The sequence below is a fragment of the Bacillus sp. FSL E2-8900 genome, from assembly GCF_037966225.1.
Classification (GTDB): Bacteria; Bacillota; Bacilli; order Bacillales; family Bacillaceae_G; genus Bacillus_A; species Bacillus_A cereus.
This window is the reverse complement of record NZ_CP150193.1, coordinates 3,724,023-3,738,694: the sequence shown is the minus strand read 5'-3', so window position 1 is coordinate 3,738,694 and position 14,672 is coordinate 3,724,023. Positions and strand designations below refer to the sequence as shown.

The following is a 14,672-nucleotide window of genomic DNA, read 5'->3' as shown; positions in this document are numbered from 1 at the left end:
ATCAACATAAAGTTAAAAATTCAAAAAATTATACAACTCTTATCAAGAGCAGGTGGAGGGATTTGGCCCGATGAAGCCCAGCAACCGACCGTAATACCATTGTGAAATGGGGCGTTTATTACGCCAAAAGGCACGGTGCTAATTCCAGCAGAAAGTAAAACTTTCTGGCAGATAAGAGGGGAGAAGATAAACTTCAAACCTCTTTCTTAGTGGAAAGAGGTTTTTCTGTGTTAGAAAAACCTCTGAATTTAAAAAGGGGGAGAAGACGATGGGATATTATTCATTAACAGAAATAACAGCTGTACAATATGCGAAAGATCATGGTTATTTTGAAGAGAAGGCAAATGTCATTTGTCATGAAATTGGAGATGGAAACTTAAATTACGTGTTCAAATTAGATGATGGAGAGAAATCCATTATAATAAAACAAGCACTGCCTTATGCTAAAGTAGTTGGTGAAAGCTGGCCATTGTCTATAAAAAGAGCAACGATTGAAAGCAAGGCATTACAAATTTTTGCGCAGTATGTACCGGATTATGTTCCAGTAGTGTACAGTCATGATGAAGAGTTAGCGATAACGGTAATAGAAGACTTATCAAGACTAACAATTACAAGAAAAGGATTAATAGACGGAGAAGAATATCCGCTTTTATCCCAGCATATTGGTCGTTTTCTAGCACATGTTTTATTTTACACTTCAGATTTTGGTTTACAGTCAGAAGAGAAGAGGATACTAGAAGGTACCTTTGTAAATCCGGACCTATGTAAAATTACAGAGGATTTAGTGTTTACAGATCCTTTTGGGCATTATGATACAAATGATTATGAGCCAGATTTACAGCTCGTGGTTGATGAACTTTGGAGTGATAAAACTTTAAAACTAAAAGTAGCACAATATAAATATAAGTTCTTAACAAGAAAAGAAACTCTTATTCATGGTGATTTACATACTGGTAGTATTTTTTCGTCACCTTCTGAAACGAAAGTGATTGATCCAGAATTTGCGACATATGGCCCATTTGGATTTGATATAGGTCAATTTATTGCAAATCTATTATTAAATGCTTTATCTAGAGAAGAAGAAAAGAGAAGTGTACTATTTTTTCATATAGAAAAGACGTGGAGTTATTTTGTAGAGACTTTTACAAAGTTATGGATTGGGGAAGGTGTAGAAGCATATACGAAAGAAAAACAATGGTTACCAATTATTTTGCAAAATATCTTTACTGATGCTGTTGGATTTGCCGGATGTGAACTAATTCGTAGAACAATTGGTTTAGCTCATGTAGCAGATTTAGATGAAATAGAAAATAAAGAAACAAGAATTCAAGCTAAGAAACAAGCGCTATCCTTAGGAAAAGAACTAATAAAATATGAATCTAAAAGTGCTGATATTCAACTGTTTCGAACATTATTTCAACAGACAGTTTCAAGGGGTGTAAAAGCATGAGTACAATTGTTACTGTTCCGAGATCTGTAAGTTGGAAAGGTGATGCAATTGCAGTATTAAATCAAACGAAATTGCCACATAGCACAGAATACAAAACATTAACGACTATTGAAGGGGTTTGGAAAAGTATCATAATGTTAGAAGTACGTGGAGCGCCTGCAATTGGAATTGTAGCTGCATTTGGCTTGGCGCTTGCAGCGAAAAAATATAATACTTTACATATCGAAGAATTTCAAAAGAAGTTTAATAGAGACTGTAACTATTTAGGGACATCACGCCCAACGGCAGTAAATTTATTTTGGGCAATTGATCGTATGAGAGAATCTATTCGAGAGATTACTACAATAAAAGAAGCACAAAAAATATTAGAAGAAGAAGCGCTTCGCATTCAACAGGAAGATGAAGAGGTGTGTCGAAATATTGGGGAATATGCGTTAACATGTTTTAAAGATGGCGATAATATTTTAACAATCTGTAACGCTGGAAGTATCGCAACTGCCAGATATGGAACTGCATTAGCTCCCTTTTATATTGGAAAAGAGAAAGGTGTGCGTTTACATGCATATGCGTGTGAAACGAGACCAGTTTTACAAGGTGGTCGCTTAACGACGTGGGAATTGAAGCAAGCAAATATTGATGTGACCCTTATAACAGATAATACTGCAGCTCATGCTATTCAAACGAAAGAAATAAACGCAATTATTGTGGGGGCGGATCGAATTGTCGCAAATGGAGATACAGCCAATAAAATAGGGACAATGAATTTAGCTATTTTAGCAAAGTACTTTAATATCCCATTTTACGTTGCTGCGCCACTGTCAACATTTGATGTTACGAAAGAAACTGGAGCCGAAATTATTATTGAAGAAAGAGATGAAACAGAAGTTACGAAAATCTTTGGAAAACAAGTAGCACCAATTGGAACGGATGTTTATAATCCAGCATTTGACATAACGCCGAATGAATTAATTACAGGAATTATTACTGAGAAAGGTATTATACGCGGGGACTATAAACGAGAAATTGCATCATTATTTGAAAAACAAGCTAATACATAATAGCTTGTTTTTTTATGCCTAAATGCAGTGTTTTCTCTTACTTATATAATGAAAGGAGGGGAAGAGGGTGGAAGAGTGGATCAAGATGATAGGTAATGTAGGGTTTCCAATTGTTGTAACATTATATTTACTCCACCGTATTGAAAGTAAATTAGAGGGGGTAATTGTTGCAATTGAGAAGCTCCCGCGGCAATTACTAAAGTACGAAGATCCTCGGGATAAAAAATAAAGTTTGCTCTTCTTGAGCAAACTTTATTTTTATTGAGCGGTATAACCACCATCGATAACGACAGCTTGACCAGTTATACCTTTAGCTTTTTCACTCGCTAAAAACATCGCATAATCTGCAATTTCTTGTACTTGTAATAAGCGCTTTTGTGGAACGAGTGGATAAATAACATCTTCTAAAACATTTTCAAGTGGTACATTTCGTGTAGTAGCTAAGTCTTGTAGTTGATTACGTACAAGGGGGGTATCAACATAACCAGGGCAAAGGGCATTAACAGTAATACCATGCGTAGCACCTTCTAAAGCGGCAACTTTTGTTAATCCAATTACGCCATGTTTTGCACTATTGTAGGCAGCTTTTCCAGCAAACCCGACAAGGCCGTTAATAGAAGCGATATTAATAATACGACCATATTTTTGTTGTTTCATAATCGGAAAGGCATGCTTAATTGCAATAAACGGAGCAATTTGCATAATTTGAATTAGTAGCTCGAACTTTTCAGTTGGAAAGTCTTCAATGGGTGAAACGTGTTGCATTCCTGCGTTGTTAATTAATATATGTAATGAACCGAAATGATCAACTGTTTGAGAAATTGCTGCTGTAATTTCCTCTTCAGATGTAACGTCACATTTTAAACCGATAGCTTGAAAACCTTCATTTTGTAATTGTTCAGCAGCTTCTTTTGCGCGTTCTTCAAGCCGATCGGTAATCACAACTTTTGCACCTTCTTTTGCAAAAGCCTTTCCCATTTCATAACCAATGCCACTTGCAGCACCTGTTAAAAAGACAACTCGATTTGTAACCATGATGAAAAACATCCCTTCATAATAAAGTTTTCATAGTGCTCTATTTAGAGAAGCTATAATGAAATTCCTGCAAACATTTGGAAAAAATATCGTTAGCTATCTTGTTTTGCAAAATAGTCTTTGCTATACTATTTTGTAAAGCAAGATACTTACGCTTATCTATCTTGTAAAGCAAGATAGTAGGAGGATTTGAATTATGTCGACAAGTCAAATGCTGAAAGGGATTTTAGAAGGATGCTTACTTGCTATTATTTCTGAAGGCGAAATATACGGTTATGAAATGAGTGAAAAGCTAGCGAAGTATGGTTTTACAATGGCGAGTGAGGGAAGTATTTATCCGTTATTAATACGAATGCAAAAAGAAGGACTAATAACAAGCGTAATGAAGGAATCTCCATCTGGTCCAAAGAGAAAATATTATACATTAACAGAAAAAGGCGAGGAAGCACTTGATGAATTTATGGATCGCTGGGAAACGATGCAAAGTAGTGTAGAACGTCTACTTGAAGGGAAGGGAAGGAGAAAATAATGCTATCAAGTGAAGCGCGAAAGTTTTTGTTAGATATGAGATTATTTTTGACGGCAAAGAGTGTGAAAGAAAGCGATATTGAAAATTTTATAGAAGATGCGGAACTCCATTTAATTGAGGGGGAGAGTGATGGGAAAAGTGTAGAAGATATTTTCGGAAGCTCACCGAAAGAATATGCAAATGAACTTGTCAAAGTAATGGAAAGAGATAGACAGGAAACGTGGAAGCAAATTGGTTTTACAGTAATGAATATCGTATCGTTTTGGATTATTGCTTCTATCTTAATAGTGAATCATGGAATGTTACAGATTTCACTTATTCAGTGTATCGGTTACAGTTTTTCATTGATTTTAGTTGTTATAGGTCCTAATTTTCTACTTCGCAAAATGACCTTCGTCACAAGCTTTACAAAAACATGGTTTTCCATGTGGTCTTTAGTTATGATTGCTCCATTGTTTTTATTAGGAGCTGTTACGATATTAGATGTGATATATCCTACAAAAATGCTCACATTCACCGAAGTCCAAAGTTATATAGTAGCTGGTGGGATTTTTATGATCACAGTAGCGATAAATATATATTTTGAAGGATGGTTTAAAAACTTATATTTAATCATTCCACTTTCTATTATGTTACTGTTTAAAACATTTACATCGGAAGATCTTATGCCAATGCTATTTCAAATTATATGTTTATACGGAAGTTTGTTTATTTTAATTTTCCTTGAAATTATGATGAAGACGAATAGAAGAGAAATGGTTAAATAAGGGAGGGGTTATAATGAATGTTTCTAAAGAAGGAGAAAAGTTTTTAATCGATACGAAAGTATATTTAATAACAAAAGGGATTAAAGAAGAAGAGGTGAACGCCTTTCTAGAAGATGCAGAACTTCATTTAATAGAAGGTGAAAAAAAGGGAAAGACGGTAAGGGACATATTTGGTGACTCACCAAAAGAGTATGCGGAAGAATTAGCGAAAGAGATGGAGAAGGATAAAAGCGGAAGTATAAAGAGTGTTTTAGGAATGATTATTGGTATTGGTGGGTATTGGTTACTAACCAATATTTTATTTGGAAATTCGAATCAACAATTTACGTTAACAAATGTACAGTTAATTGGTTATCCTATCGTTTTAATTATTACAATTATTGGAACGGTTTTTGCGTTTAGAATGTCTTCTTTTAAAAGTAAATTAGTAGAGTTTGGAATTATTTATGTAATAGTAATGATACCTATTTTATTATTAGTGTTATTAATGTTTATGAATAAATGGTACGGGACACCTGTATTGCAATTAACTACAATGCAAAGTTATATACTAGCTGGAATAATCTTATTAGTACTGCTAATTGGTGAAGCGTACATACTTGGATGGATTGGAATATTAGCTGTTATCATACCGTTATTAATTATGTTTGTATTTAAAGAATTAGGGAAGCAAAACCCATATTGGGGAATGTTAGAGCCTTTACTTCTGTACGGAAGTTTATATGTATTAATGAGATGGTCTTTTAAAAATGAAGAGGAAAAAACTATAAGCTAGTTTTATACTAATAGTGAAGTGAACGAACTGAATTTTTTATCAAGGGGGGAACGAATATGCAAAGTATATTTCTAGGTATATTGTCTATTGTGTTTTTAGGTTTAACGATTTTTGGGCTCTATACTACCTTTGTGAAAAAGGTACATGATGACTATTTCGATACTTTATTAGATGACACATCGGGTTATATTCTGTTCTTCGGTTTTATTGGAAAAGGGCTGCTCTGGATACACCAAAAATTATTTCCAAAGAAATATTATATAGGGATTTTTAGAGGGATTACATTTACATTTAGTTGTCTATTTTTATTTCTAGCAGCCGGGATTTGGTTTGTTGATTGGAATAAGTCGTTTTAAACAGTAACATGAGGGTTACTGTTTTTTTCTTTGTAATAAAGAGCTTTGTAAAGAGAGCGCTTTTTGTTCTGCTGTTAATAAGGAATGAATATGAACGTTTTCTGGACGAGGGACTATCGGATACATAAGATTGGTTGGAGAAGGATGGTGCTCCGAGCCAGTTGGGGAATGAGGATCTGCATGAGTAAGTTTTCCGTGAATACGTCTTGTAAATAAGATATGACCGATTTCGTGAGCGAGCGTATATATATTTTTCATAGGAGCAGCTGAGTTTGTTAAAACGATATATCCTGTAAGTTGTTGCTGTTTTGCTAAAGAGTAAGCGCAGGCAATTACTGCTGTTTCTTTGAAATAATCACTGCCAATATAACAAATATAAAGGTCGCATTCAGGAGCTTCATTTACACATGTTTGGAAAAAGGATGCCAGCTTTTCTTGACTTTGAATGGAATTTTTATAACTGATTTCACGGTCAAAAAAACGGAAAAGTTCATTTAATACAATTACTTCTTGAATTTGAAATGTAATGGGGTGCCAAATTGATTCTGCAACAGCTAAATCTTTTGCGATGCGGTCATCAGAAATATCGGCGCCGGGAGTAATACAAATACATATATTGACGTATGGATCCATAAGGAACACCTCAAATGAAAAAAGTTCTTCCTATAATATATGTGGGAAAAAGATGTCATGTATGGATAAACGCCTTCTTTATTGAATATATAGATGACAAGTCGAAAAAATTTCATAGTTCTATAACGTAGTGTGATCATCTTTTTGATATAGTAAAGGAAAGGGGGAGAATATATGTATACATTAAAAATCGTTTCAGACAGAGAAGCACTTTATCAATTTGCGAGTTATGTAAGAGTTGTACAAGGGGTGGAAGATGTATATGTAGAGGTGGGAGAACCTTTATATGAACATCCGTTAATGAAGTTTTATGTACATATTAAGCTGAAAGAAACATATGAGCAGCATAAAGCGTTACAGGAAATAGCAAGATTAGTAGAATTGGGGCGTTTTACATATGTCCATTATCGTAATGATGAAATTGAGGAAGCTTTTGAAGCTGTAAAATATGAAAGTTTTAAGAAATAAAGGTGAAAAAAAGGAGGCGAAAGCTTCTTTTTTTCTTTAAAATTACATGAACAAAAAGAGCAAAATTTTGTTATGATAAGGGAGGTTAGGGAAAGGGGAATTTACATATGGGGTATATTGAAGAGTTACGAAAAGTCGTTGGTACAAGGCCGCTTATTCTCGTAGGATCAGCAATTATTATATTAAACGATAATCAAGAAGTATTGCTTCAATATCGTTCAGATACATATGATTGGGGTGTACCTGGTGGGGCGATGGAACTGGGCGAAACGACAGAAGAAACTGCACGTAGAGAGTTATTTGAGGAAACGGGGTTAACTGCAAAAATAATGCAATTTCTTGGTGTTCTATCTGGAAAAGAAGTATATTTCCGTTATCCGAATGGCGATGAAATTTTCAATGTTATTCATCTGTATCAGGCACATCATGTGAGCGGGGAATTAAAGCTCGATCATGAAGGGTTAAAACTTCAATATTTTCCAGTAGATAAGTTGCCAAAATTGAATGAAACGACAGAGAAAATTTTACAAAAGTTTTTATATGCGCTGACAGAATAGAAGGTTAATTCCTTCTATTTTTATTATATTAAATATTTTGATTTTTTAGTATGTTTATAGTATGATAGTTATAGATATACATCTTATGGAATTTCACCTAAAAACTGACTAGGGTACATAAGAGAGGGGCAAGTGCAAAATGCATAATGTTGTTATTACAGCTGCAGTTCGTTCGCCAATTGGAACTTTTGGAGGAGCGCTAAAAAATGTAACGCCAGTAGAATTAGCTGTTCCTGTACTTCAGGAAGCTGTAAAACGAGGCGGGGTAGAACCACATGAAGTTGATGAAGTAATTTTAGGTCATTGTATTCAAAGAACTGATGAAGCAAATACGGCGAGAACAGCTGCATTAGCGGCAGGATTTCCTGACACAGTTACGGGATATACAATCCAACGTCAATGTTCTTCAGGTATGCAAGCAATTATGTCAGCTGCAATGCAAATCCAATTAGGTGTAAGTGATGTTGTTGTTGCAGGTGGGGTAGAAGCGATGAGTTCGAGCCCTTATGCATTGAAACAGCACCGCTGGGGACAACGTCTACAGCACGGAGAAATTCGTGATACGGTGTGGGAAGTGTTAGAAGATCCGATTCACCATATTATGATGGGTGAAACAGCGGAAAATTTAGTTGAACAATATGAAATTACAAGAGAGGAACAAGATGAAGTTGCTCTTCGCAGTCATACATTGGCACTGAAGGCAATCGAGTCTGGATACTTTGACGATCAAATTGTTCCTATTACAATAAAAGAGCGTAGAAAAGAAGTTGTATTTTCGAAGGATGAACATCCACGTGCAGATATTACAGCTGAAAAATTAGCTGGATTGAAGCCGGCATTCCGTAAAGATGGATCAGTGACTGCTGGAAATGCATCTGGCCTTAATGACGGGAGTGCAGTTCTAGTATTAATGAGCGAAGAAAAAGCGAAAGAAAAAGGTTTACAACCGTTAGCTAGAATTGTTGGATATTCAGTAGCTGGAGTAGATCCAAAAATTATGGGTATTGGACCAGCACCAGCAATTCGTAAAGGTTTAGAAAAAGTAGATTGGTCATTGGAAGATGCAGATTTACTTGAAATTAATGAAGCTTTCGCGGCTCAATATTTAGCTGTAGAGAAAGAGTTAGGCTTAGACCGTGAAAAAGTGAACGTAAACGGTAGTGGCGTAGGACTTGGGCATCCAATTGGTTGTACAGGGGCTCGTATTACAGTAAGTTTAATTCACGAATTAAAAAGACGTGGGTTAGAAAAAGGAATTGCCTCTTTATGCGTCGGTGGCGGTATCGGGGTTGCCTTATTTATAGAAGCACTATAAAAAAGAAGCAGCTATTGCTGCTTCTTTTTTTACGACTCAAATAGATGATGGAATAATCGATCGCGATTTTCAAAGAAAAGTTTCGTCGTTTGGTAATGCTCAGTTTCTTCTAATGTGGATTCGTGAATTCCCTCTTGTGTTAAAGAATATATAGTGGATTCAGGATAAGCCATTAAAATAGGAGAATGCGTCGCGATAACAAATTGTGAACCTTGTTCAGCTAGTTCGTGCATTCGAATGAGCATGGAAAGTTGTCTCATTGGTGATAAAGCTGCCTCAGGCTCATCTAAAATGTATAAACCTTGTCCTGAAAAACGGTTCATAAATAATGAGAAGAATGATTCACCGTGTGATTGTTTGTGTAGTGAGATACCACCATAAGAGTTGATAACCGGATTCCCACGTGCTTCTCTATCAGCATCTATTTCATCAATATAAGAAGCAACGTTATAAAATGATTCAGCGCGAAGAAAGAAACCGTCGTTTGGTGTATTGAAACTTTTTGAAATGCGAAGGTATTCATGTAAAGATGAATGGGAATCGTTTGTGCTAAAGCGGAAGTTCTTCGTTCCACCTTCTGCATTAAAACCTAACGCAATTGCAATTCCTTCAAGTAATGTTGATTTACCTGTTCCGTTTTCTCCAATAATGAATGTTACATTTGGATGGAAAGCTAGTGATTGTAATGTTCGAATAGCGGGTAAGCAGTAAGGATATGCGGAAAAACTAGGGATATTTTCTTTTTTTAATGTGACATTTTGTAAAAAGGGTACGTCAATCAATATATAAACCTCAATTCATAACGGATTTTGAATTTAAAAAGGCAGCAAATACAAGTGTTAATGACACCTGAATCCCTTCTTGTTTTCTGAATATTTTATGTGGATTATATCATTTAAACTATCATATTCCAATGTGAAAATAAATATTGCATGAAGATCCATTCTCTCGTTATGATATATGGTATTCTATTGAAAATGTGAGAAGGAGTTAAAGTATGCCGTTTACATTTGCACATCCAGCAGCAGTTCTTCCTTTTGCGAAAAAGCATTCTAAACATATTTCAGTAACGGCTCTTATATTAGGTAGTATGGCGCCTGATTTTGAATATTTTTTGCACTTTAGACCCTATGGTGTTATTGGCCATACATGGCTTGGGTTCTTATATTTAAATTTACCGCTTGTATTTCTAATCGCATACATATATCATTACATTTTAAAAAAGCCGTTTATAACGCATTTGCCTAAACCGTTTGCTGGTTATTATTCATATGCAATAGATGAGAGGTGGGGGCTACATACCTGGAAAGAATTCTTTGTATTTTGCTATTCTGCATTATTCGGTATGCTCACGCATGTTGTTTGGGATGCATTTACTCATAATACAGGCTATTTCGTTATGAAAATAGCATTGTTACAAATTGAATTACGCAGTATTCCATTGTATAAATATATGCAACATGGGAGTACATGTGTTGGCTTATTATTGCTATTATACGTACTATGGAAGTATAAAGATGAAACAGGGAAAGATATGATTGTAGCTTTAGAAAAAAGAAAGTATTGGGTTTCGATAATCATTGTGACAGCTTTTATATTTATCGTGCATGCGTTCCTAGATCCCTATTTTCATATTTTCCAAATTGGAGGTATAATAGTATCTGGATTGACAAGTTCATTTTGTGGAATTGTCATTGTTTCTATAGTTTACAAAGCAAGGGACTAATTTTATATTCATGAATGATAGCGTTAGGAGAAATGAAATGATGAAAGCATGGAAAAGTATTTTTGTTTTATGTAGTTTTCTTCTTATGTTAAGTGGTTGCTTCCATCAAGAAGAAAAGAAAGCTGAACCGAAGAAGAAAGAATCTATTCCTGAAACGAAAGAATATGGTGGGCGTGAGCTGAAAAAAGTAGGACAAAAAGTGAAAGAAACAGGATGGGGTACTTTCAAGTTAGAGCAGATGCATTCTGTGAATCAAACATTTGAAGTAGCGCCAATGAAAATTCACGTACAAGATGTGAAAGTAATCTCTTTATCACAAATGAGTGAAAAGGCAAAAAATACATTGAAAGTATATACGGCACTAACTCCTGAAGAAGTAAAACGTAGATTAGGGGATAAAGTAAGCCAAGAAGATGCAGAATTATATGCATCGCTAAGTGGAACAGAGATTAGTAATACAATTCGTTACGTTGAGATTACATATAAAGTGGAGAATAGCGGAAATAAAAATATGCAATTTTTCTCTATGAATGATGTTATGATTAATGGTAAGCAACATTTTAAAGTAGCCACTCAAAACTTTTTATATGACGAAGATACGTTAGTTGGTACAAAAAATGTATCAAGAGAAGACTATAAGCCTGGTGAAATAAGAGATGGTATTATTGGTTTAATACTTGACGATGGAAAAGACAAGGTAAAGGATATTCAGTTTACAACTGATGATTTACTTGCAGGAGATTCAGAAACACAAGATGTTGTAAAAGAGCCACAAACGTTTAACATCTCACTAAAATAATGTAAGACAAAACAGTCAGCATACAAATATTATGCTGACTGTTTTTTTATTTCTTTTATGTATGAATCTACATTTTGAAAAGGCACCTTAATTTTAAACGCATCTTTTTGTTCATTAAATTGCTTTTCATTGTAGGGACCGAAACGTTTATTGTGCTTTACATCAATAATCCAATAATGTTCACTTTTTTTATTTGCAATTGCTGCGTCAGGGTTATTTGGATCTGATTTTTCCTCAGTTTGTTTTGCAATAATGTATTTATCATCCCAAGCAATGTCTGTAATTTTTGCAGGGATGTATTGTGTGGCATATACAGCATCTTGCGAGGGGAAAAGTTCAAATGCATTTCCAGAAGTACGTATGAGTTCGTATTCATCGTTAACCATATAAGTTAAGTGACTTGTGTTTCCTGCACAACCAGTTAATAGGAAGGCGACGAATAGGATTATCCATTTTTTCAATATGGGAACCTCCTTTATAATGCTATTGTAACAAATTGTACAAGAAAAGTAAGAGAAACGCTAGTTTACAATGTTTTTTAGAAGTGGTACGATGAGACGGGTAAAGAAGGATATGAAGGAGTCGACATAAAATGAAGTTAAAGATGCATCGTCCAGCGCTTGTAATGAATCGCATAGGTGCTTCCCTAATTGACATGTTTTTAATCTCGGTTATGTATGGTGCAGTAGTAGCTATTATGACCGGAAACTATAGTGCTATGTTTAAGCGCTTTAATATAAGCTTAGGTGATTTTAGATATGATTTTGCAGTAGTTTTCATATTAATGGCGATATATTTTATTGTATTACCCTTTCTTTGGAACGGTGTTACACTTGGAAAAAAGATAACGAGAATAAAACTAATTTCATTGAAGAGTGAAAAGCTAACATTGCAAACATTAATTATAAGATTTTTTGTAGTGTTATTACCGAACGTATTGCTATTAGGAATTCCATTAATATGTAATGTATATATGATGTTGTTCCGCAAAGATAATTGTGGTTTTCAGGATTTAATTACAAAAACGAAAGTAATAAGTCTTGTATAATGAAAAAAAGACCTTTTTATATATAAAAGGGTCTTTTTGATTTTATAAGTATATGGGGAATGTTTACAGTAAGGAAAAGCCAAAATGTATTATTTCTATTTGTAATAGATTGAAAATTAAGAAAATGATATAATGATTAAAAATAATATCTTTATTCCGCCATATTGGGGCTGAGTAAAATTTCACTTTATATAATAAGGGGGAAGTTAAAATGACAGGAGGTAGCATAATTTTTTGGGGTATTCTCATTTTTATCGGTCTAGTTTTCGATCAGCGTAATAATAAGAAAAAAGAAGGATAAAAAGTAAACGTTTACAAATTAAATAGCAATTTTTCTTGCTTGCAGATTAATCTTATAAAGGAGTATACTGAATGACGGTAAGACTTATAGAAGGGGTAATGAAAATGAAGCTTGCAGGAAAAGTTGCTATCGTAACTGGCGGTGGCATCGGTATTGGACGTAATACAGCTCTTTTGTTGGCTAAACAAGGCGCAAAAGTTATTGTGACGGACATTGATCAAGAGAGTGGACAAGCAACAGTGGAGGAAATTATGAATCTAGGCGGAGAAGCACTTTTTGTATCCTATGATATGGGAAAGCAAGGAGATTGGCAACGCGTTATTAGCATTACTTTGAATGCATTCAGTCGCATTGATATGCTTTTTCAAAATGCTGGTTTATATAAAATAGATTCTATTTTTTCTCGCCAACAAGAGAACGATTCCAATGTACTTTGTATTAATGACGTTTGGATAGAGATAAAACAATTAACGTCATCTTTTATGAAACAGCAAGAAGAAGTGGTGCTTAGTGATTTACCGATTTTCGGTATTATTAGCACGAAAGGACAATCATTTCATACAGTAGAAGCCCTAGTATAATAATGAAAACCGCCCTCAATATATGTGGACGGTTTTTTGTATGTGTATAGTAAAGATAAATTTTTTAGCGAATACGTTGTTCAGTTTGGTTATCAAAGAAATGCGCTTTATTCATATCAAATGCTAATTTAATTTGGTCACCAGGTGAAAACGTATGTCTTGCATCTACACGTGCCGCAAAATCTTGATTCCCAAGTTTCATATATAAAATGGATTCAGCACCTAATAACTCAGCAACTTCAATTTTTGTTGTGAAGGCAGTAGATTGTGAAGCTTCTAAAAATAGTAGTTCATCATGAATGTCCTCTGGACGAATACCTAAAACAATTTCCTTATTTACATAGCCTTGTTCACGTAGCATCTTCATTTTTCCTTCAGATACTTTAATTTTTATAGTATTGTCTATAACGAAATCGGTTTCAGTCAATTTACCACGGAAGAAGTTCATAGCTGGTGAGCCGATAAATCCACCCACGAAAATGTTTTCTGGTGTTTCATATACTTCTTTTGGAGTTCCAATTTGTTGGATTTTTCCATCCTTCATAACGACAAGACGCGAAGCCATAGTCATTGCTTCTGTTTGATCATGTGTTACATAAATTGTTGTTGTTCCAAGACGATGATGTAGCTTAGAAATTTCTGAGCGCATTGCAACACGGAGTTTAGCATCTAAGTTTGATAATGGTTCATCCATTAAGAAAACTTTTGCATCTCGAACGATTGCTCTACCTAAAGCAACACGTTGGCGCTGTCCACCTGATAATGCTTTCGGTTTTCTATCTAAATATTGTTCAAGTCCTAAAATTTTTGCTGCATCTTTCACACGACGATCGATTTCATCTTTTGGTATTTTTCGAAGTTTTAATCCAAATGCCATATTATCATATACACTCATATGTGGATAAAGAGCGTAGTTTTGGAATACCATAGCGATATCTCGATCTTTTGGAGGAACATCATTCATTAGTTTACCATCAATTGAAAACTCGCCTTTTGAAATATCTTCAAGTCCAGCTACCATTCGTAATGTTGTAGATTTTCCGCATCCAGAAGGACCGACAAATACAATAAATTCTTTATCTTGAATGTGTAAATTAAAATCAGTTACAGCTGTTACGTTATTATCATATATTTTATAAATGTTTTCTAATTTAAGTTCTGCCATGGTATTTCCCCCTAGAAATAATTATGCAAACGTTTTCTTTGAGTTCATTATAAACGAATAGATTCAAAAAATAAATAAAAAAATAAAACGTTTTCATTTATTGGAGATT

20 protein-coding genes and 1 riboswitch are annotated in these 14,672 nt (G+C 34.5%); of the genes, 15 read left to right on the top strand and 5 right to left on the bottom strand.

Annotation, left to right across the window (positions count from 1 at the left end; all coding sequences use genetic code 11):
* Nucleotides 1-36 precede the first annotated feature (36 nt).
* Nucleotides 37-178: riboswitch (SAM riboswitch) on the top strand.
* A gap of 90 nt (nucleotides 179-268) precedes the next feature.
* The 3 genes from mtnK (at nucleotide 269) to NST90_RS18975 (ending at nucleotide 2,737) form a co-directional block, all read left to right on the top strand.
* Nucleotides 269-1,450 carry an S-methyl-5-thioribose kinase gene (mtnK, locus tag NST90_RS18985; protein ID WP_000542682.1) on the top strand — a complete coding sequence of 394 codons (1,182 nt, stop codon included), beginning with the start codon at nucleotides 269-271 and terminating at the stop codon, nucleotides 1,448-1,450.
* On the top strand, nucleotides 1,447-2,508 hold the full coding sequence (gene mtnA, locus NST90_RS18980) for an S-methyl-5-thioribose-1-phosphate isomerase (RefSeq protein ID WP_000104624.1): 1,062 nt from the start codon (nucleotides 1,447-1,449) through the stop codon (nucleotides 2,506-2,508). The genes mtnK and mtnA overlap by 4 nt, the downstream gene beginning before the upstream one ends.
* A 67-nt stretch (nucleotides 2,509-2,575) precedes the next feature.
* Nucleotides 2,576-2,737 carry a YvrJ family protein gene (locus NST90_RS18975; protein WP_000393336.1) on the top strand — a complete coding sequence of 54 codons (162 nt, stop codon included), beginning with the start codon at nucleotides 2,576-2,578 and terminating at the stop codon, nucleotides 2,735-2,737.
* 29 nt (nucleotides 2,738-2,766) lie between these two features.
* Here NST90_RS18975 and NST90_RS18970 read toward each other — a convergent pair whose 3' ends face one another.
* The gene (locus NST90_RS18970) at nucleotides 2,767-3,543 is read right to left on the bottom strand and encodes a 3-hydroxybutyrate dehydrogenase (protein ID WP_000258427.1); all 777 of its coding nucleotides are present in this window, start codon (nucleotides 3,541-3,543) and stop codon (nucleotides 2,767-2,769) included.
* Nucleotides 3,544-3,739: 196 nt separating this feature from the next.
* Between NST90_RS18970 and NST90_RS18965 the strand changes: the two genes are divergently transcribed.
* The 4 genes from NST90_RS18965 to NST90_RS18950 are packed head-to-tail and all read left to right on the top strand — an operon-like array spanning nucleotide 3,740 to nucleotide 5,970.
* Nucleotides 3,740-4,072, top strand: coding sequence for a PadR family transcriptional regulator (locus tag NST90_RS18965; RefSeq protein ID WP_000107982.1), 333 nt, complete (start codon nucleotides 3,740-3,742; stop codon nucleotides 4,070-4,072).
* Complete coding sequence (locus tag NST90_RS18960; RefSeq protein ID WP_000952889.1) at nucleotides 4,072-4,839, top strand: DUF1129 domain-containing protein; 768 nt, start codon at nucleotides 4,072-4,074, stop codon at nucleotides 4,837-4,839. The genes NST90_RS18965 and NST90_RS18960 overlap by 1 nt, the downstream gene beginning before the upstream one ends.
* A 13-nt stretch (nucleotides 4,840-4,852) precedes the next feature.
* Nucleotides 4,853-5,614: a DUF1129 domain-containing protein gene (locus tag NST90_RS18955; protein WP_025709087.1), complete on the top strand. Its 762-nt coding sequence runs from the start codon at nucleotides 4,853-4,855 to the stop codon at nucleotides 5,612-5,614.
* A gap of 56 nt (nucleotides 5,615-5,670) precedes the next feature.
* Complete coding sequence (locus tag NST90_RS18950; protein ID WP_001190643.1) at nucleotides 5,671-5,970, top strand: hypothetical protein; 300 nt, start codon at nucleotides 5,671-5,673, stop codon at nucleotides 5,968-5,970.
* A 15-nt stretch (nucleotides 5,971-5,985) separates the two neighbouring features.
* Here NST90_RS18950 and NST90_RS18945 read toward each other — a convergent pair whose 3' ends face one another.
* Entirely contained in the window at nucleotides 5,986-6,603 is a 618-nt protein-coding gene (locus tag NST90_RS18945) for a hypothetical protein (protein ID WP_000371605.1), read from the bottom strand.
* 174 nt (nucleotides 6,604-6,777) lie between these two features.
* On the opposite strand from NST90_RS18945, the gene NST90_RS18940 reads away from it, so the two are divergent.
* The 3 genes from NST90_RS18940 to NST90_RS18930 all read left to right on the top strand — a co-directional run bounded on the left by NST90_RS18940 (nucleotide 6,778) and on the right by NST90_RS18930 (nucleotide 8,943).
* Nucleotides 6,778-7,071: a DUF3928 family protein gene (locus NST90_RS18940; protein WP_000288330.1), complete on the top strand. Its 294-nt coding sequence runs from the start codon at nucleotides 6,778-6,780 to the stop codon at nucleotides 7,069-7,071.
* A 107-nt stretch (nucleotides 7,072-7,178) separates the two neighbouring features.
* Nucleotides 7,179-7,628 carry an NUDIX hydrolase gene (locus NST90_RS18935; protein WP_000540529.1) on the top strand — a complete coding sequence of 150 codons (450 nt, stop codon included), beginning with the start codon at nucleotides 7,179-7,181 and terminating at the stop codon, nucleotides 7,626-7,628.
* Between the two features lie 139 nt (nucleotides 7,629-7,767).
* Complete coding sequence (locus NST90_RS18930) at nucleotides 7,768-8,943, top strand: acetyl-CoA C-acetyltransferase (RefSeq protein WP_000552078.1); 1,176 nt, start codon at nucleotides 7,768-7,770, stop codon at nucleotides 8,941-8,943.
* Between the two features lie 29 nt (nucleotides 8,944-8,972).
* Here NST90_RS18930 and NST90_RS18925 read toward each other — a convergent pair whose 3' ends face one another.
* On the bottom strand, nucleotides 8,973-9,725 hold the full coding sequence (locus NST90_RS18925; RefSeq protein WP_000567998.1) for an AAA family ATPase: 753 nt from the start codon (nucleotides 9,723-9,725) through the stop codon (nucleotides 8,973-8,975).
* Between the two features lie 215 nt (nucleotides 9,726-9,940).
* Between NST90_RS18925 and NST90_RS18920 the strand changes: the two genes are divergently transcribed.
* Both NST90_RS18920 and NST90_RS18915 read left to right on the top strand, forming a co-directional pair.
* Nucleotides 9,941-10,669 carry a DUF4184 family protein gene (locus tag NST90_RS18920; protein ID WP_001116855.1) on the top strand — a complete coding sequence of 243 codons (729 nt, stop codon included), beginning with the start codon at nucleotides 9,941-9,943 and terminating at the stop codon, nucleotides 10,667-10,669.
* Nucleotides 10,670-10,706: 37 nt separating this feature from the next.
* Complete coding sequence (locus NST90_RS18915; protein ID WP_000973899.1) at nucleotides 10,707-11,468, top strand: hypothetical protein; 762 nt, start codon at nucleotides 10,707-10,709, stop codon at nucleotides 11,466-11,468.
* A 29-nt stretch (nucleotides 11,469-11,497) separates the two neighbouring features.
* On the opposite strand, the gene NST90_RS18910 is transcribed toward NST90_RS18915, so the two are convergent.
* Nucleotides 11,498-11,929, bottom strand: a complete 432-nt coding sequence (locus tag NST90_RS18910) for a DUF3997 domain-containing protein (protein ID WP_000758787.1) — start codon at nucleotides 11,927-11,929, stop codon at nucleotides 11,498-11,500.
* A gap of 131 nt (nucleotides 11,930-12,060) precedes the next feature.
* Here NST90_RS18910 and NST90_RS18905 point away from each other — a divergent pair, with 131 nt between their 5' ends.
* The 3 genes from NST90_RS18905 to NST90_RS18895 all read left to right on the top strand — a co-directional run bounded on the left by NST90_RS18905 (nucleotide 12,061) and on the right by NST90_RS18895 (nucleotide 13,398).
* Complete coding sequence (locus NST90_RS18905; protein ID WP_000769082.1) at nucleotides 12,061-12,516, top strand: RDD family protein; 456 nt, start codon at nucleotides 12,061-12,063, stop codon at nucleotides 12,514-12,516.
* A gap of 211 nt (nucleotides 12,517-12,727) precedes the next feature.
* Nucleotides 12,728-12,817: a hypothetical protein gene (locus NST90_RS18900; RefSeq protein ID WP_000145636.1), complete on the top strand. Its 90-nt coding sequence runs from the start codon at nucleotides 12,728-12,730 to the stop codon at nucleotides 12,815-12,817.
* 71 nt (nucleotides 12,818-12,888) lie between these two features.
* On the top strand, nucleotides 12,889-13,398 hold the full coding sequence (locus NST90_RS18895; RefSeq protein WP_000218410.1) for an SDR family NAD(P)-dependent oxidoreductase: 510 nt from the start codon (nucleotides 12,889-12,891) through the stop codon (nucleotides 13,396-13,398).
* A gap of 64 nt (nucleotides 13,399-13,462) precedes the next feature.
* On the opposite strand, the gene ugpC is transcribed toward NST90_RS18895, so the two are convergent.
* Nucleotides 13,463-14,563 carry a sn-glycerol-3-phosphate ABC transporter ATP-binding protein UgpC gene (gene ugpC / locus NST90_RS18890; protein ID WP_000818931.1) on the bottom strand — a complete coding sequence of 367 codons (1,101 nt, stop codon included), beginning with the start codon at nucleotides 14,561-14,563 and terminating at the stop codon, nucleotides 13,463-13,465.
* Between the last annotated feature and the right edge of the window lie 109 nt (nucleotides 14,564-14,672).